This window comes from Streptomyces sp. HmicA12 (assembly GCF_000373565.1).
Classification (GTDB): Bacteria; Actinomycetota; Actinomycetes; order Streptomycetales; family Streptomycetaceae; genus Streptomyces.
Genome location: NZ_KB891803.1, coordinates 234,960 through 255,447 on the forward strand (window position 1 = coordinate 234,960; position 20,488 = coordinate 255,447).

Annotated in this window: 23 protein-coding genes, 2 pseudogenes and 1 riboswitch; of the genes and pseudogenes, 9 read left to right on the forward strand and 16 right to left on the reverse strand. The window is 69.1% G+C overall.

Annotation, left to right across the window (positions count from 1 at the left end; translation table 11 throughout):
* Positions 1-79 precede the first annotated feature (79 nt).
* Positions 80-307, reverse strand: coding sequence for a hypothetical protein (locus B072_RS0113145; protein ID WP_018530412.1), 228 nt, complete (start codon positions 305-307; stop codon positions 80-82).
* A 211-nt stretch (positions 308-518) separates the two neighbouring features.
* Between B072_RS0113145 and B072_RS0113150 the strand changes: the two genes are divergently transcribed.
* Complete coding sequence (locus B072_RS0113150) at positions 519-1,601, forward strand: TrmB family transcriptional regulator sugar-binding domain-containing protein (protein ID WP_158689186.1); 1,083 nt, start codon at positions 519-521, stop codon at positions 1,599-1,601.
* 13 nt (positions 1,602-1,614) lie between these two features.
* Here the strand turns inward: B072_RS0113150 and B072_RS0113155 are convergent, their stop codons facing one another.
* From B072_RS0113155 to B072_RS0113175, 5 genes are all read right to left on the reverse strand, one after another.
* Positions 1,615-1,989 carry a VOC family protein gene (locus B072_RS0113155; protein ID WP_018530414.1) on the reverse strand — a complete coding sequence of 125 codons (375 nt, stop codon included), beginning with the start codon at positions 1,987-1,989 and terminating at the stop codon, positions 1,615-1,617.
* A 28-nt stretch (positions 1,990-2,017) separates the two neighbouring features.
* Positions 2,018-2,407 carry an ArsR/SmtB family transcription factor gene (locus tag B072_RS0113160; RefSeq protein WP_018530415.1) on the reverse strand — a complete coding sequence of 130 codons (390 nt, stop codon included), beginning with the start codon at positions 2,405-2,407 and terminating at the stop codon, positions 2,018-2,020.
* 188 nt (positions 2,408-2,595) lie between these two features.
* On the reverse strand, positions 2,596-2,970 hold the full coding sequence (locus B072_RS0113165; protein ID WP_018530416.1) for a hypothetical protein: 375 nt from the start codon (positions 2,968-2,970) through the stop codon (positions 2,596-2,598).
* 162 nt (positions 2,971-3,132) lie between these two features.
* A complete protein-coding gene (locus tag B072_RS0113170) occupies positions 3,133-3,516 on the reverse strand; it encodes a PPOX class F420-dependent oxidoreductase (RefSeq protein WP_018530417.1) in 384 nt (127 codons plus the stop codon).
* Positions 3,517-3,525: 9 nt separating this feature from the next.
* On the reverse strand, positions 3,526-4,344 hold the full coding sequence (locus B072_RS0113175) for an endonuclease/exonuclease/phosphatase family protein (RefSeq protein ID WP_018530418.1): 819 nt from the start codon (positions 4,342-4,344) through the stop codon (positions 3,526-3,528).
* Positions 4,345-4,489: 145 nt separating this feature from the next.
* Between B072_RS0113175 and B072_RS0113180 the strand changes: the two genes are divergently transcribed.
* Positions 4,490-4,924: a GNAT family N-acetyltransferase gene (locus B072_RS0113180; protein ID WP_018530419.1), complete on the forward strand. Its 435-nt coding sequence runs from the start codon at positions 4,490-4,492 to the stop codon at positions 4,922-4,924.
* A 27-nt stretch (positions 4,925-4,951) separates the two neighbouring features.
* Here B072_RS0113180 and B072_RS0113185 read toward each other — a convergent pair whose 3' ends face one another.
* The 3 genes from B072_RS0113185 to B072_RS0113195 form a co-directional block, all read right to left on the reverse strand.
* Entirely contained in the window at positions 4,952-5,818 is an 867-nt protein-coding gene (locus tag B072_RS0113185; protein WP_026245768.1) for a bifunctional 5,10-methylenetetrahydrofolate dehydrogenase/5,10-methenyltetrahydrofolate cyclohydrolase, read from the reverse strand.
* A 22-nt stretch (positions 5,819-5,840) separates the two neighbouring features.
* Positions 5,841-5,926: riboswitch (ZMP/ZTP riboswitch) on the reverse strand.
* A gap of 107 nt (positions 5,927-6,033) precedes the next feature.
* On the reverse strand, positions 6,034-6,585 hold the full coding sequence (locus B072_RS0113190) for a TetR/AcrR family transcriptional regulator (protein WP_018530421.1): 552 nt from the start codon (positions 6,583-6,585) through the stop codon (positions 6,034-6,036).
* A gap of 292 nt (positions 6,586-6,877) precedes the next feature.
* Positions 6,878-8,098, reverse strand: a complete 1,221-nt coding sequence (locus tag B072_RS0113195; RefSeq protein ID WP_043243848.1) for a hypothetical protein — start codon at positions 8,096-8,098, stop codon at positions 6,878-6,880.
* A 286-nt stretch (positions 8,099-8,384) separates the two neighbouring features.
* On the opposite strand from B072_RS0113195, the pseudogene B072_RS43120 reads away from it, so the two are divergent.
* Positions 8,385-8,978, forward strand: a pseudogene (locus B072_RS43120) (metallophosphoesterase); the annotation flags it as partial.
* Positions 8,979-9,187: 209 nt separating this feature from the next.
* On the opposite strand, the gene B072_RS0113205 reads toward B072_RS43120, so the two are convergent.
* Positions 9,188-12,517 carry a S8 family peptidase gene (locus tag B072_RS0113205; protein ID WP_234018845.1) on the reverse strand — a complete coding sequence of 1,110 codons (3,330 nt, stop codon included), beginning with the start codon at positions 12,515-12,517 and terminating at the stop codon, positions 9,188-9,190.
* Positions 12,518-13,026: 509 nt separating this feature from the next.
* Between B072_RS0113205 and B072_RS0113210 the strand changes: the two genes are divergently transcribed.
* Positions 13,027-13,692: an MSMEG_1061 family FMN-dependent PPOX-type flavoprotein gene (locus tag B072_RS0113210; protein WP_018530425.1), complete on the forward strand. Its 666-nt coding sequence runs from the start codon at positions 13,027-13,029 to the stop codon at positions 13,690-13,692.
* Between the two features lie 86 nt (positions 13,693-13,778).
* On the opposite strand, the gene B072_RS0113215 is transcribed toward B072_RS0113210, so the two are convergent.
* Complete coding sequence (locus B072_RS0113215; protein WP_026245770.1) at positions 13,779-14,444, reverse strand: nitroreductase; 666 nt, start codon at positions 14,442-14,444, stop codon at positions 13,779-13,781.
* 163 nt (positions 14,445-14,607) lie between these two features.
* On the opposite strand from B072_RS0113215, the gene B072_RS0113220 reads away from it, so the two are divergent.
* Both B072_RS0113220 and B072_RS0113225 read left to right on the forward strand, forming a co-directional pair.
* Complete coding sequence (locus B072_RS0113220) at positions 14,608-15,090, forward strand: PaaI family thioesterase (RefSeq protein WP_202539179.1); 483 nt, start codon at positions 14,608-14,610, stop codon at positions 15,088-15,090.
* A 242-nt stretch (positions 15,091-15,332) separates the two neighbouring features.
* Positions 15,333-15,770 (forward strand): DUF6281 family protein, encoded by a 438-nt coding sequence (locus B072_RS0113225; RefSeq protein WP_026245771.1) that lies wholly within the window; start codon positions 15,333-15,335, stop codon positions 15,768-15,770.
* Between the two features lie 142 nt (positions 15,771-15,912).
* On the opposite strand, the gene B072_RS49620 is transcribed toward B072_RS0113225, so the two are convergent.
* Positions 15,913-16,545, reverse strand: a complete 633-nt coding sequence (locus B072_RS49620) for a S41 family peptidase (RefSeq protein ID WP_324603824.1) — start codon at positions 16,543-16,545, stop codon at positions 15,913-15,915.
* A gap of 36 nt (positions 16,546-16,581) precedes the next feature.
* Positions 16,582-16,821 (reverse strand): annotated as a pseudogene (locus tag B072_RS49625) (peptidase S41); the annotation flags it as partial.
* 54 nt (positions 16,822-16,875) lie between these two features.
* Between B072_RS49625 and B072_RS0113235 the strand changes: the two are divergent.
* Positions 16,876-17,418 carry an ArsR/SmtB family transcription factor gene (locus B072_RS0113235; RefSeq protein WP_018530430.1) on the forward strand — a complete coding sequence of 181 codons (543 nt, stop codon included), beginning with the start codon at positions 16,876-16,878 and terminating at the stop codon, positions 17,416-17,418.
* A 123-nt stretch (positions 17,419-17,541) separates the two neighbouring features.
* Here the strand turns inward: B072_RS0113235 and B072_RS0113240 are convergent, their stop codons facing one another.
* On the reverse strand, positions 17,542-18,225 hold the full coding sequence (locus B072_RS0113240; protein WP_018530431.1) for an HAD family hydrolase: 684 nt from the start codon (positions 18,223-18,225) through the stop codon (positions 17,542-17,544).
* Positions 18,226-18,349: 124 nt separating this feature from the next.
* On the opposite strand from B072_RS0113240, the gene B072_RS0113245 reads away from it, so the two are divergent.
* Positions 18,350-18,781 carry a hypothetical protein gene (locus tag B072_RS0113245; protein ID WP_018530432.1) on the forward strand — a complete coding sequence of 144 codons (432 nt, stop codon included), beginning with the start codon at positions 18,350-18,352 and terminating at the stop codon, positions 18,779-18,781.
* Between the two features lie 17 nt (positions 18,782-18,798).
* Here the strand turns inward: B072_RS0113245 and B072_RS0113250 are convergent, their stop codons facing one another.
* Positions 18,799-19,479 carry an HAD family hydrolase gene (locus B072_RS0113250; RefSeq protein WP_026245772.1) on the reverse strand — a complete coding sequence of 227 codons (681 nt, stop codon included), beginning with the start codon at positions 19,477-19,479 and terminating at the stop codon, positions 18,799-18,801.
* Between the two features lie 123 nt (positions 19,480-19,602).
* On the opposite strand from B072_RS0113250, the gene B072_RS0113255 reads away from it, so the two are divergent.
* A complete protein-coding gene (locus B072_RS0113255; RefSeq protein WP_158689187.1) occupies positions 19,603-19,755 on the forward strand; it encodes a hypothetical protein in 153 nt (50 codons plus the stop codon).
* 159 nt (positions 19,756-19,914) lie between these two features.
* On the opposite strand, the gene B072_RS0113260 is transcribed toward B072_RS0113255, so the two are convergent.
* A partial coding sequence (locus tag B072_RS0113260; protein WP_018530435.1) for a fasciclin domain-containing protein occupies positions 19,915-20,488 on the reverse strand: 574 nt, incomplete at its 5' end.

The window sequence follows — 20,488 nt, forward strand, 5'->3', positions numbered from 1 at the left end:
TCGGACGGTCTGCACGGTGCTTCCCCCCACAGGTAACCGTGCACGCCGTCCGAGCCCCGGCCAGGTGGCTCGTGTCCGTCTACCAGACGGAGTCCTGCGGCGCGGCGAGTGGCTGCGCGTCGTCCGACGCCTCGTCGGCGGCCGCGGAATCGTCGCCGGCCGCGTCGATCGGGGTGCTCGGCGCCAGCCAGACGCTGTCCGCGTTCGTGGTGTGGTCGTGCCCGGCACTCTCGGCCATGGCGAGCCCCACCAGAGCGGCGGCGGTGATGGCGACGAGGGCGCCGAATCGGCGGACGGTCGGGTTCATCGGGTGGTCCTTCCGAATCCGTGTGCTCGGGTCTGCGTCGGCGAAGGCCGGGCAGAATCCCGTGTAACGCAAGTGAGGCGAGTTTCTGGAGGAGCCGGAAAGGCCCCGCTCGTAGAATCTGACGTACGCGGGGGCATCGATTCAACCGAATACGCTGTCATCTTGATGACTGGCGTCAATACGCCAACTGCCTTCCGGGCAAAGAGTCTTGATGATCACTGGGGGACACGTGGAACAACAGGCGGCACGCCTGGACGCGCGAGGCAGCGCGTTACCGGAGCAGACGTTGTCGCCCGAGGCCGTGGCGCTCTTCGGCCGGCTCGCGAAGGGCGAACAGCCGGGACCGGGTGACGCCGAGGCGCTCGGGCAGCTGCGGTCGTGGGGCCTGGCGGGCGAGGCCGGGGGAGCCGAGGGGCACGAGCACGTCGTCGCGTTACCGCCGACCCCGGCCGCCTGGACGGTCGCCAAGGCCGCGCTCGCGCACCTGCACGAACAGATCCGCCTGCTGACCGAACTCCCGGGCCAGGTCGAGCGGATGAACGTGCTCTTCGCCCAGTCCCGCCATCGGGCCGGCTCGGGTTCGGAGTTCCTCGCGGACCGCGACGAGATCAACGAACGGATCGGGTCGATCCTCGCGCAGGCCCAGTACGAACTGCTCGGCGCGCACCCGCACGGTCCCCGCACCCGTGAGCAGATGGAGCTCGGCGTCCCGCGGGACACGGCCGCACTCGAACGCGGCGTGAACTACCGGACCCTGTACCGGGACGCGGTCCGCGACGACGTGGTGACCTGCGAGTGGGCCTCCGTCATGGCACCCAGGGGCGTGCACTTCAGGACGTTGGCAGATCCGTTCGAGCGCGTGGTCATCGTCGACGAGAAGGTCGCGGTGATCTCCAACTACGTGATTCCGGACGCCCCGCAGAGTGCCGCCTGGATCATCACCGACCGGGCGATGGTCGCGTTCTGCAAGCACGCGTTCGAGCAGGAGTGGCGCCGGGCTCAGCCCTGGCACGGGCAGCGCCGCGAGCGCGCCAGGGCCACCGTCGGCGGGCGCCTCTCGGAGATACAGAAGGCACTGCTGCGCTGCCTGTCGGAGGGCGAGTCGCAGGACGGCGCCGCAAAGCGGCTGCAGGTGTCCAAGCGGACGGTTCAGCGGGAACTGGACCAGGTCCGTGCCCTGTGGGCCCTCCCGCAGGCCACGGTCGCGCAGTTGACGTTCCGCTGGGCGACGTCCCCCGAGCGCGAGACCGTCCTCGGCACCCCCATAAACGCCGCCCTGAACACCGTCGTGTGAGGCACGGGCGGGTTCAGGCGCCCGGGAGGAAGAGGCAGAACAGGTGGCCGTGCGGGTCGCGCAGGACGCGTACGGCCGCCTGGGGCTGATGCGCCTCGACCGTCGCCCCCAGGGCGCGGGCGCGCTCCGTCTCCGCGGCCAGGTCGTCGACCTGGATGTCGAGATGGGCCTGCATCTGCTGGGTGCCCGGACGCGGGGGCCACACCGGCGGCGTGTGCGCGGGCTCCCACTGGAAGCTGAGGCCGGGGCGTTCGCTCTCCGGAGCCCGCAGCCGGACCCACTCCGGTTCGCGGTCCACCTCCACCCAGCCCAGCAGAGAGCGGTAGAAGTCGGCCAGTGCGGGCGGGTCGGGCGTGCCGAGGACAAAGGCACCGAGCATCGTCGTCATGCCCCTCACCCTCTCGGCGACGAGCACCTCAACGGGGGGACGGCGCGGCGGACCGCTGGGGATGTTCGGACTGCCCGGGATGCTCGAGGTGTTCGGAGTGCTGGAGTTCGGCCAGCAGAGCGCTCTGTCCGGCGAGCAGTTCGGTGAGGATGCGGCGCGCCGCGCGCAGGAGCTCGGCGACGTCGCCCCCGGCCAGGGCGTAGTTGACGGTCGCGCCCTCGCGGGTGGAGACGACGATGCCGGAGCGGCGCAGGACGGCGAGTTGCTGGGAGAGGTTCGACGGCTCGACGTCGATGTCCACGAGCAGGTCGCGCACGGACACCGGCCCGTTCTGGAGCAGCTCCAGAACGCGTATGCGGACCGGGTGCCCGAGCATGCGGAAGAACTCTGCTTTCACCTGGTAGAGGGGCGCCTGCACGGGATCGCTCACTTCCCTGAGGTGGATGCGGGGGTGTGGGACGGGGAGCGGCGGCCTCGCCTGCCGCCGCGCCCGCTGTGCCGCCCCATCCTTCCCGCCCGGGCCCGCTGGATCCGAGAGTTCGACGGATGCAGAGATGGAGACTTGAAGAAGTCTTCAATTGGTGGGCACACAAAAAGGAGCGGAGCTCAGACCTCCAGTTGCTCCTCGGTGCGCTTGAGGTGATGCCGTGCCATGGCGAGATTCGACCGGCCCTTGTCGATGACGAGATAGATGAACAGACCGTTCCCGGTCTTCCCGGCGACGGGGCGGATCAGGTGGTACTGGGTGCCGAGGGTGATGAGTATGTCCTCGACCTTCTCCTGGAGACCGAGCATCTCCATCGTGCGCATCTTGGCGCGGATCACATCGGTGTTTCCGGCCGCGGCGACGGTCAGGTCCAGTTCCTTTCCGCCCCCCAGGGTGCCGAGGGCCATGCCGCTGGTGTAGTCGACCACGGCGGCGCCCATCGCGCCCTCGACCTCGGTCAGCAGGGTCTTGAGGGACACTTCCACATTGGTCACTGGCTCTCCTCCACGGGACGCGGGAGCCGGTTCTCCGGCCCTCGCGGGAACCCTAGGCGGTCGGCCACCGCCAGGTATGGCATATGCCGAAATCGGTTGCCCGTGACCGTTTCAGTGCGCTCTCGCCCGTAGTTGTTTCGATGTTGACGAGATGTGATCGCTTCAGAGGGTGATCACGATGCCGATGTTCGGCTTCTTCCGTACCCGGAGCACCTTGAGGATGCCGTTGCCGATCCGCGACGAGAGGTACTTCTTCGCCAACAGCTTCTGGGCGTCCGCGGTACCCGCCTCGTCGAGCAGGCGCGCGGTGCCGGGCAGGACGGCGGCATCGGGGGCGACGTGTCCGCGGACCGTGCAGACGGCCACCGTCACGGCGCCGTTCCTGCGGATCCGCTTGACCTTCCACGAATCGGCGGGCGTCACGACGACGAGCTCGCCTTCGCCCCGCGCCACCTGCCAGACAGGGGTGGCCACGGGCGTTCCGTCTTTTCGGTAGGTGGTCAGGCTGATGTATGTGGCGCGGCGCACCGCGTCGATGTCGGACATGCGGGGAGTCTAGTGACGGGCCCGAAGGGGGCCCAGGTCGGCGTGCAACATGTCGTGGTCCGAGTAGGGGCTCGGGTGCACGCGATGGGCGAGCGAGGTGATCCCGCGCAGGAAGACGTAGTCGAACTTGCTCCGCCAGTCGGTGGTCGTCCCGCAGACCGTCGCGGCCGCCGGACGGCACCCCGGGTCGGTGTCCGCGGCCACCGCCCATATGCCGCCGAGTTCGGGGGAGTCCGGCACGGCGTTGAAGTCACCGAGCACGATCGCGCGGTCGTGCCGGGCGACCTGAGCGGCGAGCACACCGATCTGCTCGGCCCGCACCGTCTCCTGACGCCGCTGGGCGAGGTGGGTGTTGAAGACGCGGACGGGTTTGCCGCCCACCTTCGTCGTGACGGCCATGTACCCGCGGTCCTCCGAACCACCGTCGGGATACTCCGTGTTCACGCGGTCGGTCATCGGCGCGGCGGACAGGACGGCCTGGCCGTAGGCCCCCGGATGCCACGGCAGCCCTCCGCAGCGGCTCCACTTGCGCAGCACCGTCCCGTACGCGACGTGATAGTCGAGCCCGTAGAAGGTCTCCAGATAGTCCCGGATCTTCTCGACGTCCCGCACGCACGCCTCCTGCAGCCCGATGACCTGCGGCGCGTACGTGGCGATCTCCGCGGCCCGGCCGAGGTCGAACCCGGTCCGACCGCAGGGATTGCAGATGTTCCACGTCATGACCCGATTCGGTACGACGCCGTCGACGGCGTCGGCCGGCAACGGTTTCGGGACGAGCGCACCGCTCGGTGCGCTGGGACCGATGAGCACCACGCAGAGTGCGGCCATGACGCCCGCGAACCATCGCGTACCCCTTGCCGGCACCAACGCCTCCCCGAAGTGGATGGACAGGGCATCAAGGATGTTGCTGTGCACGAGGTTATGCCGACCGGGTGCGGGCCGCCGACGTCCGGGCCGGGGATACTCTCCCGGCATGGACGTACGTGTAGAGATCATCCGGGAAGCGAGCCCCGAACTCGTCGACGCCTTCGGCCGGTTGCTGCCGCAGCTGTCCTCCACGGCCAAACCGCTCGACCTCCAGGCGGTCGAACGGTTGACGACGTGTGACGCCGACACGGTGCTCGTGGCGCGGACACCGGAGGAGATCGTCGGAACCCTGACCCTGGTGCTCCTGCCGCTGCCGTCCGGCCTGCGCGGCCGCATCGAGGACGTGGTCGTGGACGACGCCGCCCGCGGACACGGCATCGCCGGCCTCCTCATGACGGAGGCCCTGCGGATCGCCCGGCAGTCCGGTGCCCGCACGGTGGACCTCACCTCCCGGCCCGATCGCGCGTCGGCGAACCGGCTGTACGAACGTCTCGGCTTCGAGACCCGGGAGTCGACCGTCTACCGCCTGGCCGTCGACTAGCGGGGCTCCGCCAGGCTGACGCGCGGATCAGGAGTGCTGGACCCCGAGTTGGTTCGCGGCGGCGGCCACGGTCTGCGCGAGCAGCACGGCGATGGTCATCGGCCCGACGCCACCGGGTACCGGAGTGATCAGCCGGGCCCGGGTGAGCGCGCCGTCGAAGTCCACGTCGCCGACGTTGCCCGGGTTGTATCCGGCGTCGACGACCACCGCGCCGGGCTTGATGTCCTCGCCCCGGATCAGCCGCGGCCGGCCCACGGCAGCCACGACGACGTCGGCCTCCCGGACGATCTCCGACAGGTTCGCGGTCCGGGAGTGGCAGTACGTCACCGTCGCGTCCCGGGCGAGCAGAAGCATCCCCACCGGCTTGCCGAGAATCGCGCTGCGGCCCACCACGACCGCGTGCTTGCCGGAGAGATCGACGTCGTACGCGTCGAGCAGCCGCATGATCCCGCCGGGGGTGCAGGACACGAAGCCAGGCAAGGAGAAGCTCATCGCGGCGAAGGAACGCGTCGTGACCCCGTCGACGTCCTTCTCCGGCGCGATGGCGTCGAACGCGGCTCGCTCGTCGATGTGCGGGCCGCAGGGATGCTGGAGCAGGATCCCGTGCACGTCCGGATCCTCGGACAGGCCGACGAGGGCGTCGACCAACTCGGCGGTCGTGGTGGTGGCGGGCAGCGCGATGTGCCGGGACCGGATTCCGGCCTTGGCGCACCGTGCCTGCTTCATGCGGACGTACGTGACCGAGGCGGGATCCTCGCCCACCAGCACGGTCGCCAGGCACGGGCTGGTCCCCGCGCTTCGAGAGATCCTCGCCGCTTCGAGCGCGGTCTCCTCGACGATGCGCCGGGCAAGGGCGGTGCCGTCCATGAGCTGAGCTGTGTGAGTCGCGGACATCGTTGCACTCCAGGCGTGGTTGACCACTCGCCCAGGCGCACGGCAACGACATCTCGTCAGACCGCTCCCCGGTGGTGCTCCACCTCAGCGCCAGTCACGGCCCGCCCCGCACTTTAGTCGAGGTGGCGTGTCACACGGTGGCGGGGGTGTCGGGCAGGCGGGCGGGCGCCGGGACTGCCCGAGCCCGCACTTCCGGGGGCTGATGCTCGCTCCTTCTACGGCCGGAAGCCGTCGATCGCCAGTTCCATCAGGCGGGCGGCCTGCGCTGTGCCCTCCGGGCTGTCCTGCGTGCGCCACAGGCAGCTGAGCAGCATGATGACGTCTACAGGGGCGACGTCCGCGCGTACCTCGCCGGCTTTTTCGCAGGCGTCGAGAAGTCGCCGGACGGCTTCGGTGACGGGGGGCCAGGAGGCGCTGATGACCTCCTCGGCGGCAGCGGAGTTCAGCGCCTCGCCCAAGCCGTGCTTGATCCGCACGTAGCCGGCGAGGCGGGTGAACCACTGGCGCAGCGCGTCCAGCGGGCTCTGGGTGGCGAGCAGCTCCGTCACGGAATCGACGAGCCGGGCGATGTCGTGCCGGTAGACGGCGAGGATCAGCGCCTCGCGGGTCGGGAAGTGCCGGTAGAGCGTGCCCGGACCGACGCCGGCACGTTTGGCGATGGAGTTGAGCGAGGCGTCCGGGGACTCGGCGAGGACATCATGGGCGACCTGGAGGATCACCTCCCGGTTCTTGAGCGCGTCGGCGCGCTGCGGCGCGGCTTCCGGCATGGGTCCTCCTTTTGCGTGGACGGTCGCCCGAGTGAGATCCGGAGAGCTGTCCGTAAGCGTCGCCAGGGCTAGTCGGAGAGTTCTCCGCTTGTTTTGATCTCCATTGTAGGAGTCCCCGCATACGCTGCACCAGGCGCGGCCGGACCGGTCTGGACATGCAGAGGCTGGGAAGGTCAGGATCTGGAGTCTTCTCGAGTGACGTGACTCGTCTCCAAGAGTGAACCCTCATACGCAAGATGAGTGATCCCTCGACGTCGCATCGAGGGTTGTCACTGGTGGCGGACCCGCTCTCTCACCTGGCGGGTCCCGGTTCCGGTACGACCAGCTCCGTCAGTAGTCGCGTGTAGTGCGCGGGACGCCGTTCGAAATCGACCCGAGCGGCGACTCCGGCCCGGTCCGCGTCGGGCCCGCGCAGCAGATCGACAGAGGTCTGGGCGAAGGTGCCTGTCACCTCGCGTTGTTCGGCATCGCTGAGCAGGCGGCGCAGTTGGGCGACCGCGCTTTTGGCCGCTGCGCGTTCGCCGGTGCCGGCGTGCAGCATCTGACGCCGGCCGGCGGCGGGTTCGGCCGCGGCGAGGAGGGGGCCGAGCCCCGCGGCCACCCGGGTCGCACGTTCCGCCGAGGCCTGCCCCTCGGGCCCGACCCGTATCAGTACGCTCAAGGCGTTGAGCAACTCGACGGCGTGCGGGTCGGATCGATCCTGGAGCGCTTGGGCCACACCTGCCCGCACCGCGTCGTCGGCCAGTCGCTGTGCCGCGGTGGTCAGCCGCTCCGCCGCGCCCGGCTCCACCCCGGGCAGCCGCGACAGCAGTGGCGTCCCGGCCGCCAGGACGTCCCGTGCGGTCCGGATGCCGCGCCGGTTCAGTTCCCTGGCGTCGAACCCGCGCCCCGCCGACCGCCGCATCCGCTGGACCGGCACCTGTACGAGCGCCCTGTCCACCAGCGACCGCCGTAGTGGCTCCCACGCGGTGCGCACCGCGTTCACGGCGTGCGCGTGGTCCTGCGCGAGGCGGCGGGCGACCTCTTCGAGAGCCCGCGCCGAGCGCACGACAGACGGGCTGGCGCCGCTGAGTCGGTACAGGGACCGGACGTTGCCGCCGACGACCCCGACGAGCAGGAGCAGGATCGCCGGGCCGACCAGGTCGTCCGCGAGGCCGATCACCTTGTTGCGCTCCGGGTCGTGTTGGCCGAGCACGTAGAGGTCGCCCTTGTCGGACCCCTCGGACACGAGCCAACCGGTGTCCCAGCCGTGGCCGGTGTCGGGGTCGTACGGCGGGCCCTTGAGCAGCGGGCTCCGGTCGGGATCGCATCGGTAGGCGCCTTTGCGCTGCACGTGGGCGTAGGGGTCGGTCCACGAGACCGTGCAACTGCCGTCGGGCTTCTCGCTCAGGACCGTCAGGTCGACCTGCTTGGTCTCGGGATCGTCCGGGGCCGTCACGTAGACCAGGTAGGAAGCGCTGAAGAGCAAGAGGCCGAGCGCGACCACCCAGCGGAAGAACGGCACATGTCTCACGCGGCCCCCTGACCCGCACCTCACTGAGTGATCGACCATGCCGGGAGCGGCGGAGGCGCGACAAGGTGGGGAGCGGGCAGTGCGACCAGGTGCAACCCTGCCGACATCCGGCAACGCCTCCCCGCGAAGCCGGCCACGATGACGCGGCCGTCGACGAGGCGGGCCCGCCACGGCGTGAGCTCCGACGACGCGGTGCCTACAGGGGGCGTACGTCGAGGCCGTTGATGTGCGTGGTGGGTGGGGCGTCCTCGGCCAGGAGCAGCGCGGTTAGCCGGACGACCCAGACGCGGTGGTCGTCACCGGTGATGTCGCGGACGACGGTTCCCGTGCGGCGTACACGCGGGCGGGTGCACTCCTGTCCGCGTACGCCGGTCCGCGAGGGGCCGAGGTCTTCTGCACGACGGGCAACCACGACGATCGCACCGCTTTCCGCGAGGTGCTCGGCAGTGGCCACCGGAAGCCGGAGGCCGCGTACGAGGGAGCGGCGGGTGAGCGGGCGGCGGTCGGCACGGTGGGCGGATGGCGGCTGATCACGCTGGACACCCTCGTCCCCGGCAAGGGCTACGGCCGCCTGGACGGCGGTCGACTCGACTGGCTGCGAGAACTGCCGGCCGAACCCGCGCCGTCGGGAACCGTCCTGGTGTGCCACCATCCGCCGGTCGCCCTGGACGTCGAGGTCCAGCGGGTGCTGGGCCTGCGGAACCCCGGTGAGTCGGCGGAGACGATTCGTGGGACCGACGTCCGGCTCATTCTGTGCGGGGACTCCCACCTGCAGATACTGGGGCGTCTGGAGCAGACGACGGTCTGGGTCACCCCAGGGGCCGTCCGCCGCATCGACCTGACCGCCCGAACGGGAACCGAGCGTGCGGACACGACCTAGGCCTCGCTGGTCCAACAGGAGGCTGGCCACGGGCCGTTGATCCACACGCTGCACGCCCGGGATCCGCGCATGGGCGAGACGGTCTACGAGACCGATGAGGCGCAGACGCACGATGTCGTCGAAAGGCTCGGCCCTCCGCGACGAGCATGAGCCCGGCACGGCCGGACGCCCCGAAGGCGTCCGGCCGCACGAGGGTCAGCGCCCGGGGGTCAGCGCCCGAGGAAAGCGTCGTACACGGCCAGCTTCGAGATGTTGCCCTGTTGGTCGACGACCTCGGCGCGCAGCGCGACGCCCTTGTCGACGGCGGGCGCCCGCAGGGACGCCCTGCCGTGCTTCAGGGACAGCTTCTGCCAGGTGGCGCCGCTGTCGTAAGAGGCCTCGACGGCAAGGGACTTGAGATTCTCGCCCGCCGCGGCGCCCTCCACCTCCACCGGCATGGAGATCTTCCTTCCGGCCTTGATCCGCGACTGGAGATCCACGTCCGGACGGAAGTGGACCGTCGAGGCGGGCAGCGCCTTGTCGCCGTCCTTCGAGTGGAACGTCCAGCTGGTGTCGACCCGCGTGCCGACCAGGGCGATGTTCGGGGCCCGGGTCACCGAGGAGCTCAGCGTGTACGTGCCGTCCTCGGCCGGGACCGGGAAGGAGAAGACGGACAGGTCGTCGTCGTTCTCGGTCAGTTTCTCCCCGTCGCGGGAGAGCGTGGTGTGCGCCGACGTGAGGGTGGAGCCTCCGGCGTGGCCCTGCCCGTCGGAGAGGACGTCCAGGAACGCGTAGAGCGTGTTCGTGGAACGGGTCAGGCCGCTGTATCCCGCCAGCACCGGACCGACGACGCCGGTGTTGAAGTTCTCGGTGTAGGTGTTCCCGGGCCGGTAGACGGCCTGGCTCACCCGGTACGTGGCGTCGGTCACCCGCCAGCCGTTGGGCAGCGTGTCACCGAGCTGCTCCATCGCGATGCTCCACTGGGCGTTGTCGGCCGTGGACAGGTACAGGTGCTGGGTGCTCGGCGCGTCCAGCGGCATACGTCCCGACGCGAAGCCCATCAGGGAGCCCTTGAGCGTGCCGATGGTGGACAGGTACGCGTCCTTGCCGGGCGTGGCCTCGCCGATGCCCGCCTTCACCTCGGCCAGGTTCCGCCGCTTCTCGTGCCGGGTGAATCCGGTGTCGAGCCGCTCCGCCGGACCGCCGTACACGAGCGAGTACTGCGTGTCGGCGCCCTTGTGGAAGTCCGCTTCCCACAACTGCTGGAGCGAGCCGTCGGTGATCTCCGGGCCCAGGTGGGCGGCACGGAGGTTCTTGTACGAGGTCAGCCGCCACCCGAACTGGTAGTTCGTGTAGCCCTTCTTGACCGCGTAGATCATGTACGCCTGCTGTGCCTTCGCCCTGCGCTCGGTCACCGTGATGTCGACCGGCTTCGCCGTACGGGCGTCAAGGGTGACCTTCTGGTCCTTGTCCACCACGAGCTTCGGCTGGGCGATCCAGTCGGTGCCCTTGGTCGAGTCGGCGCGGTCGGCGAGGATCACGCCCTGCACGCTGTACTCGCCCACCGGCAACCGCAGCACGGTCGAGTCACTGTTCTCGTCGAGCGCGAACTCGCTGCCCGCGGCCTCGCCGGTCAGCCCCTTCACGTACGTCTGGAAGTGCGCGGCGGACTTGCCGTCACGACCCAGATGGCTCAACTCGACTTTGTACGAGGCGACTTCACGCTCGACCGCGAACGCGGTGCGCACGTTCTGGTCCGTGCCGGTCGCGACGACCGCGCCGGTGTACTGCCCGTCCGCCGCCTCGACCTTGGTGTCGGCGGCGACCGTCACCTCGGCCGTCTTGCCCGCCGGCACCGTGACCTCGGCCGGGCTGACCGTGAACATGCCCTCCGGCGCGGCCTTCCCGTCCGCGTCCGTGCCACTCGCGGCCAGGTCCAGCGCGACGTCCGCGGTGCCTGTATTGCGGTAGGCCAGCGTGCGGGTCAGTGGCTTGTCGTCGTCGTGCGGCCAGGCAGCGGTGCCGAAGTTCAGCGAGGTCTGCTCGGCGTACACGCCCGTCCTGATCGCGTGGTCGACCTGGATGCGGCCCGAGCCCTGGTCGAAGGCGGGGACCCCGGTGTCCTTGGTGGAGCCGGTGAGTACGCCCTTGAGCTCGGCGGCCTTCCATTCCGGGTGCTGCTGCTTCAACAGGGCCGCGGAACCCGCGACATGGGGCGTCGCCATCGACGTACCCGAGATGGTGACATAGCCCTCGGGGTTCTCTCCGACCTCCTGGGCGATGGCGCTGCCGGGGGAGGAGGCGGCGGTGATGTCCACGCCCGGGGCGGTCACGTCCGGCTTGATCGCGCCGTCGCCGACGCGCGGACCGCGGCTGGAGAAGCCGGCCATCTTGTCGTCGCTGTCGACCGCGCCGACGGTGAGCGCGCCGTCCGCGGACCCGGGGGAGCCGACGGTGCTCGCGCCGGGGCCCTCGTTGCCGGCCGCGATGGCGAACAGGACGCCGCTCGTCCCGCTGTAGTGGTCGACGGTTTCCTCGAGCGGGTCGGCGTCCGGGGTGTCCGGGCCGCCCAGGCTCATGTTGACGATGTCGGCGCCCTGCTCGACCGCCCAGTCGATGCCGGCGATGATCTCGGACTCGCCGCCGCTGCCGGTGTCGTCGAGAACCTTGGCCTCGATGATGCTCGCCCCGGGGGCCACGCCCTTGTACTTGCCGCCCGACTTCGCGCCGGAACCGGCGATGGTGGACGCCACGTGGGTGCCGTGGCCCTGGTGGTCCTCGTTGTCGGGCGACGTCGAGAAGTTCTTCCCGGCGACCACCTTGCCGGCCAGGTCCGGGTGGTCCGCGTCGACGCCCGTGTCGACGACGGCGACCTTCACGCCCTTGCCGTCGAAGCCCGCCTGCCATGCCGCGGGGGCGCCGATCTGCGGGACGCTGACGTCGAGTTGGGCCTTGACCGTGCCGTCCAGCCAGACGTGGTCGACGCCCTGCGCGGTCGTCCGCATGACATCGTTGTCTGCCTGTGTCAGCGACTTCCACAGCGTGGGCACATCGGCCGAAGGAGTCGTCAACGCCTCGGCGTTGAGGGCCTTGAGCGCGTGGCGAACCTTGGTGGATCCGGCGTCGCGCACCTCGGCGCGGGCGGTCGACGCGGCGCCCTTGTAGCCGACGATGACGCGCAGGCCGTCCTTGTAGGCCCGGCGGGCGGCGGCGGTGTCGAGCCCGGCGGCGTCGAACAGCCGCTCGTCGAGCTTGCCCTCGCTGATCAGGCGCTGGGCGTCCAGCGGAACGACGAGGGACCGCTTGCCGTCGCTCTCCACGTGCACGGGTATGTTCTCGCGGCCCGGCGCGGGGTCGAACCCGGTGACGCGTCCGTCGGTCACCTCGACCGTGTCGCCGGTGATCAACTGCACCTGGTGGGTGCGCTGTTGCCGTTGCGCGGCCGGTGCGGGCAGCGCCGAGTCGCCGGCGGTGGCCGGCGTCCAGGCGCCCGTGGTCATCGCGGCGACCGCGGTGGCGGCCACGGCGACGAGGGCCGGTCTTGTGACGAGTCTTCGCACATCAATCCTTGGGGGATGGTTGGGCTGCAGGGCCGGTGGCGGTATCGCCGGTGGTTGTGGGGCCGTAGGGGTATACCGCTAACTTGTGCGTGCCGCAGTATTCACGCAGGTGTTGCCCGGGACAAGAGTCGATCTCTCTGCGGCGCACGTTTTTACTCGTCCGTCATGACGCGGCCGACGCGAAGAAACCGCTGCTCAGCCGTGCGGACGTGGTGTCGTTCAACTGGGATGCCCTCAACTCCCTTACAGCTGTGGGCCTTCGGGCCTCGGCCGGGACCTCCGGGTGGCGCGACGTCTTTGCGGCGGTGACGCCAAGGGTCTTCGCCAGGGCGCTCGTTGTATGCGGGTGTGCGTCAGCGGTCTCGCGCAGAGCCCGACGCAGGTTCAAAGGCATCGGCGTCGTCGTCCGCACGTGCTCCATTGCGCTCGCGGAGCGGAACCGCGTGATCCCTCCAGCTCGCCCTGCCAGCCCGCTTCCCTCGCCGCGTTCGTCTTCTAGGGTCGTCGGCATGATGACCGACACGGGGAACACCGGCTTGCTCTTCGACTCCCTGCGGGCGGACGCCCTCACCAGCCCGGACCAACTGCGCGATTTCTACCCGCAACCGAACCCGAACGCGCTCCGCAAGGAGATCGACCATCTTACCGAGGAGACCCGTGCGCTGATCGGCTGCTCCTCGCTGGTCCTCATCGGCAGTGCGGACGGTGAGGGCCGGGCGGACGTGACGCCGCGTGGCGGCCCGGCCGGGTTCGTATCGGTACTGGACGAGCGGACCCTGGTGATCCCCGACGCGACGGGCAACAAGCGGCTGGACACCCTGCACAACGTGCTGCAGACCGGACGCGTCGGGCTCCTCTTCCTCGTCCCCGGCCGCCCGACCACGCTGCGCGTCAATGGACGCGCCTGCGTCTCGGCACGCCCGGAACTGCTCGCCCAACTCACTCCCGTCGGCAAACCGCCGGTCACAGCCCTGGTGGTGCAAGTCGAACAGGCCTATCCGCACTGCCCGAAGTCGCTGATGCGCGCCAACGCCTGGCGGCCGGAGCGGTGGCTGCCCGGCGACGCCCAACCGACCAGCGCCGAGGTGACGCTGGCACAGCTGAACCTGCCGGGCCTGACCATCGACCAGATCGAGGAGACCGAACGCGAGTCGCTGCGCCTGCGCTACGAGTAGATGCGGACTTCATCGCTCCTCACAACCTGTCGGCGTGCGGCTCGCCAACCGGGTCGCTCACCGCATCCGAGCAGCGCCCCCGACGGTCACACTCCGACGAAACTCACCGTTTCTGCCATGTCCGCCCGCCCAGTACGGATGTGCGGCACGCCTTCCTTCTCGAATCCCACCGCGACACCGCAGAACAGCACGCGCCCGTCATCGGCTCCGACCAGCTGGCTGACGGTCCGGCGATACATCGTCCACATCACCTGGGGGCAGCTGTGCAAGCCCTCCGCCCTGAGCAACAGCATGACCGTCTGCAGGTACATCCCCGCGTCCCCCCACTGTCCGGGCCCCATCGTCCGGTCGAGATAGCAGAACAGGACGACCGGCGCCCCGAACGCGTCCGAGTTCAACGCGGCGATCTTCATGGGCCTTTCGGGGTCGTCGCGCCGGATTCCCAGCGCCTTGTACCGCTGGGCGGCAGCGGCGGAAAAACGTTCCAGATACGGCGAGGTCAGCTCGGCCGGGTACATCGGATACTCCCGCTCGTCACCCGGTTCTCCCGCCAGTGCCCTTGCCGTCGCACGCCTCTTGAGCTCGGCCAGGGGCTCGCCGGTCACGACGTATACGTGCCACGGCTGGAGGTTCCCGCTCGACGGAGCCTGCGCCGCTGCCGCCAGCACGCGTTCGAGTACGTCCTTGGACACGGGCTCGTCACTGAACGCCCGTACGGCTCGACGACTGTTCACGGCTTCATAGACGTGCACGCCTTCTCGTCCTCTCACTCGTCATTTCCGGACTGCTCTTGAAGCCCCGGCCCCCTGCGGTCAAGTTAGGCACCCGAATCGGCCCTGCCATGATGATCGCCATGGGCGCCTTCCCGCTGATGGAACGTCCGACGATCTGACCCACCGTCTCGACTCGCCCGACATGGACAGGCACGAAGGAGAGCACGTGGAAGACCAGACGCGCCATGAACAGGCGAGCCCCGAGGTCCAGAAGCGTGTGCAGAGCAGCTTCAACCTGCAGGGCCTGATGTCCCATCTCGGCGCACAGATGACGCACATCGGGCCCGGCCGCGTACACATCGTGCTGCCGTCCCGGCCCGAGGTGACCCAGCAGCACGGGTACGTCCACGCAGGTGCCACCAGCGCCATCGCCGACAGCGCGGGCGGCTACGCGGCACTCACCCTGTTCGACGAGGACTCCGACGTGCTCACCGTCGAGTACAAGATCAACCTCCTCGCACCGGCCTCCGGCGAACACCTCGAGGCGATCGGCACCGTCGTGAAGCCCGGACGCACCCTGACCGTCTGCCAGTTGGAGGTCTACGGCGTCCAGCGCAGCGGCGAACGCAAGCTCGTCGCCAACGGCCAGCAGACGATCATCCGCATCGACCGTCCCGGCCGGTGAAACACAGCCGGACGACAGGGGGTTGGTCCCGCCTGCACCACGACGCGTTGCGGCTCGACTCCGTAGGTTCATTCATCGGCACCGATCCATGAGGGCGAGTCACCGAAAGCGGAACGAACGAGTTCGCCCCGAGCTCCGTCATGTTCATGAATGGATCGGGTGACGCCCCGGGGTCCGAACCCCACATGAGTGACGCGGCACCCGGCGAGACGGAGCGCGCACGCTCCAGAGGGAGCCCACTGATGCGAATCAGAATTTCACGCCGACGCGTTGCCGACATGTCGACGCGGTCGCGGCGGCTGCCGTTGTATTTGGGCGTGATCATGGTCGGGGCCGTGCTGACGACCGCCTGTTCGGCGCAGGACGGCGGCGGGGAGGCCGAAGGGTCATGCGCGATCGCTGCCATGTACGGGGGCCGCACCTACACGCAGGTGGCCAACGTCGACTTCACCGTAGGCAAAGCACTCGGTCCCGCCGAGTTCCCGCCCTGCGATGACACGCCGGGCCACACCGACGATGCGGCAGGGCCCGAACCGACGACGGCCTATGCCGTCGACGGCTTGAATCCACGTATCGCCATCGCCATGCGCTACACCTCCGACGAGGTCATGCTCCTCGCCGTCCAGCCCGGTGGCAGCCTCCCTCCGGAGGTCAAGGCCCTGGCACGAGGCCAGCGGTGATGAGGCGATCGCCGTATCAGTGAGCTGTGCCCGCCAACCTTGCGTTCAGCGTTGGCGGGCGCCGCGCGCCGGCGACTGGGACACGCCTCGACGCCGATGGCGAAGACCGTCCGGGCCTTTCTGAGAGAAGCGCGCGGCTGGGTCAGTCGGCCAGTTGGGCGAGAGCCAGGGCGCGTGCGCGGTCGAGGGAGTCGGGAGCGGCGCAAGGGATGTCCGGCTGCACACCGGTGCCCTCCCAGTTCGTGCCGGATACGGGGTTGACGGCACGGCCCATGGGGATGGTCAACTCCAGGTGCGGGTGCACCGTCCAGCCCTTGCACGGATGTGCGCCGCCGCGGGTGCGCTCGCCGACGACCACGGCGCGGCCGAGCTGCTGGAGGTCGTACGCCAGCTCTTCAGCGGCAGAGAAGGTGCTGTCACTGGACAGCACGTACAACGGCTTGCTGCCGCCGAAGCGCGCGCCGGGAACGTACGGCAGGCTCCACGACTGCTCACGGCGGTCGCCGTCACGCCAGTGCATGGTGTTGAGGTGGGTGCGCTCGTCGAGGAGATAACTGCAGACGAAGGCGACCGTGTCCGGGTCGCCACCCAGGTTGCCGCGAAGGTCCACGATCAGCGCCCGGGCGCGGGAGGCCACGGTGAGCGCGGCGCCCAGCGGTTCGGCGGCCCACTCCAGCGGAAACAGCATCGGCGCCAGCTCCAGTACGGCCACGCCTCCATCGAGCAATTCCAGCCTGGGCGCACCGCCCAGCGAGGTGTCGAAGTCCCGGCGCATGGCGTCCAGAGTGGCCGCCCCTTGCTCCGGGGACACCGGGTCGGCGTGGTGCTTGAGTCTCAGGTGTCGGTCGCCGTTGACGGACTGCAGGTCCGCGGTGACCAGGCGGGAGAGTTCCTCGGCGGCGTCGACGTCGTAGGCGCCCTCCTTGAGGCGTCGTTGCAGCAGGCCGGTCACCTGCTCGGCCGTGTCGGGAAAGACGTAGTTCTCGGCCACCAGCCGGACTGTCTCGTCGATGACAGGGACCGGCCGAAGGTTCGTCAGAATCGTCATGGCAGGGAGTAGAGCACCGCCCTTGCGAAAGCGTCAATGAATTTAGACACTTTAGGTATGCGCGATTCGTCTTCCTACCCGCCGCCTCCCGAGGACGTCCTGGAGATCGGTGCGCCTGAGCAGTTCGCGGCACTCTCTCACCCGTTGCGTCAGCGCCTTCTCTTCGCCCTGGGGCAACGACCTGCCACCGTCGGCCAGTTGGCGGCACAGCTCGACGCGAAGAAGGGCAACGTGGCCCACCACCTCAAGGTGCTCCGCGAAGCCGGGCTGGTCCACGTCGCCGAGACGCGCCAGGTCCGCGGCGGCACCGAGCAGCACTTCCAGCGCACGGCCCGCCGCATGGTGGTCGCAGAACCCCGAGCGGCAGGCACCGCCGCGATGCTCGCCGCGGTCGCCCAGGAACTGGACCGCTCAACCGCCGAGACTCACCTGACACTGCGTCACCTTCGTCTGAGCCCCGCGAAGGCAAGACAACTCGGCGAGGCCCTTGCTCAACTGGTCGACGAGGCCGAGGAAGACGCAGAGGACCAACCGGTGCACGGTGTGTTGGTGGCGCTCTACCAGCAGGCTCAGCCGAACGACACCATCAGTTCCGCCTAGATACGCCAACAGGAGCGGACCGAGGTGGTCAAGGGCGCGGTCGGCAACCGGCGTGGGCTCGATCCGGTGAGTCGGACTGTCCAAGTTGCTTCCGGCGCCGTGATCACACCAGCCGCTACGCGATCATTCCACTGGGGTTGATTCCTCAAGGCCGTGAGAGCTACCGGTCGTGAAGGCGAGGATGTCGCGGACCGCGTCACGCAGGCTGTCGAAGTGACGATGCGCGCCGTCCACCGCCACAGATGTGTTCACTCCCCACACGGTCATCCCGGCACGCAGTCCGGACTCCACTCCGGAAGGTGCGTCCTCGATGACCAGGCAGTCCGCCGGTTCGGCACCGAGTTGCGTTGCGGCCCGCAGATAAGGCACAGGCGACGGCTTGCCTTCGTCCACGGCCGCCGCATCCACGACGACTTCCGGGACCGGCAAGCCGGTCCGTCCGAAGCGCCCACGTACCCGATGCTCGTAGTTGGAAGTCACCAGGGCCCAGGTGCCGGGGCGCAGTGCGGTCAGCAGTTCCGAAGCGCCGTCGAAGGCCGAGTAGGTCCCGGAGCGGACGTCCTCGTCCTCCAACGCATGCAGCACAGCCAGGCACTCCCGGGGATCGTGGCCCGGAGCGACCTGCGCGAACGTCTCCATCGGCCGCGTCCGCAACGCCACGCGGTAGACCTCATCGGGGTCCAGCCCGTACTGCTCTGCCCAGGTGCGCCAGACCAGGCGCTGATTGTCGACAGCGTCGATCAACGTACCGTCGACATCGAACAGGACGTACTTCGTCGTGCCAGGACGGCCGGGTTCACTGATCACGCCTCGATCATGCCATCAGGCTCTGAGCAGGCAGTTTGCGGGACAGGCCTCAGTTGTTGTGCGCGGGGATCGGTCTGGTGTTGGAGAAGCCAAATGGGGCGTTGCCTGACGGTACGGTCGTCGTGTGGAGTCCGAGCAGAAGAACCAGTGCCCGTTGCACACCTCTGACGCACGTGCGGAGAGCCTGATCGGGCGCCGGTTGGAGACGGCCGTCGCTGCGTGGCACCGGGGCGGCGGCGAGGAGGCGGTAGATCCACTGGACGTGTGGCTGATCGACAGCCAAGGTGGTTCTCTGCACATCACCACCGGTTCGGACTGGTGCCTGATCGTGGATTCCTCGAGTCCGCACGACGGATACGACATGGGCGACTGGGGGCGCGTCGAGGTGGATCCGGTCGGTGATCGGACGCCGTTTGCCGCCCACCTCGGACAACACATCTTGGCGGTCCGTGAGGAGTTCGAGTCCACGGCCGGTCGCATCGCGCTTGAGGTCACCTTCGTCTCGGGCAGCGTTCGTTGTGACAGCTGGGCTGGTGACCTGCGCCTGTCCACGTGAGATTCGCTCCCCGGGAGTCAGAAGAAGTCCAGGACTTCTGTCAGCGAGCTGATCGAGGGCACGTCTGCGACGGTCGAGTCTCTGCACAGGGCGCATCCTGCATAGCCGAGTTCCAACGCGGCGGCCACCAGCGCCGGATCGTCGTCTATGAACAGACACTGTGCAGGAGTGAGGCCCAGCGCGGCGCTCGCGTGGTGATACATGCGCGGGTCCGGCTTGTCGCAGCCGAGCACGGAGGAGATTGCGTACGCGTCGAAGAACCGGCGGATCCCGAGTCCGGCATGGAGATCGGGCAGATTGGGCCAGGCGTCCGACACCACAGCCATGGGCACACTTCGCCGGCTCAGCTCCTCCAGGGTCTCCTGGACGTCCGGGTAGGTCTCCAGGAAAACCTCCGGGGGAACGTCACGTCGCAAGTCGGCCAAGAGCTCCGAGCTCGCTTTCACGCCGAGCTCGCGAAGCATGACCCCGTGGTATTCGTCGTGGTCGGGCGTCGACGACGAAGCGGCGAAGAACTGGTCACCCGCAGCGATGGCCTTCGTGAACTGGTCCGGTGTGACGGACGGTTCGTGGGCGAGGACCGTCTGCTCGAAGTCTGCTCGCGGGTTCCAACGGCCGCCGATCGGCTGCATCAGCACTCCGCCTGAGTCGAAGAGGACGGCACGAAGACCTTCGGGAGAGGTGGGGTTGGTCGTCACCCGCCCAGTCTGGTGAGGAGACGTCTCGCCGTCGGGCCGCCGTCGGGCAAGATGCGTCAGCGCATCCGGTCGTTGCGTCGCGGAGTGCTGGTCGGCGCCCGCGGGCTACACCAGCGTGGCACCGTGGGGGTGGTCACCGACGACACCGGCGCACTGCTCGACTTCATCACCGTCGCGTGCGACGGGGGAAGAGATGGCGCGGGTTTCCGACCGTGCATGGGCGGCCAGGGCGGCACCCTGTTGTCGATCGGGAGGCCCCCGCTGCGCACCGGCTGATTGGGGCCGCGCGTCCGGCCGGCGACCGCGACACGGCCGCGGCCGCGGGAAGCGCCGTATCTCCCCGCGGCCTGCCGATGGACACCGGACCGAGCGCTCTCGGGTCGGTCGCCACGCACACTCACCGCTCGGTGTGCGCGACGTGCACAGTCCGCCGCGTCAGCTCTTGGGCATGAGGACCGTGTCGATGATCTCGACGTTGGCGTTGGCGGTCTTGACGTTGCCGCACACCACGTTCGCGCTGTCGTTGACCTTGTAGGACTCACCGGAACCGGACGTGGTGAGCTTCGACTTCTCCAGGGTGGGGTACGAGCCCTTCTCCAGGTCCTTCGGCGTGAGCTTCTGGCCCACGACGTGGTAGGTCAGGATCTTGGTGAGCTGGGCCTTGTCGCTCAGCACCTTGTCCAGGTCCGCCTTCGGGATCTTGGCGAAGGCGTCGTTGGTCGGCGCGAAGACGGTGATGTTCTCNGCGTTGTTCAGCGTGTCGACGAGCCCGGCCTTCTTCACGGCCGTGACGAGCGTCGACAGGGCCGGGTTGTTCGACGCGGCGGTGGCCACCGGGTCCTTGGCCATGCCGTCGAACGAACCGGCACCGTCCTTCGGCACCGACGAACAGGCCGGACCGAACGGCTCGCTCATCGCGTTCGTGTCGTCGGACGGGCTGGCCTTGNCCGACCCCTTCGACGCGGCGGACGACGCGGTGTCGGAGGCCTTGTCCTTGGAGTCGCTGTCG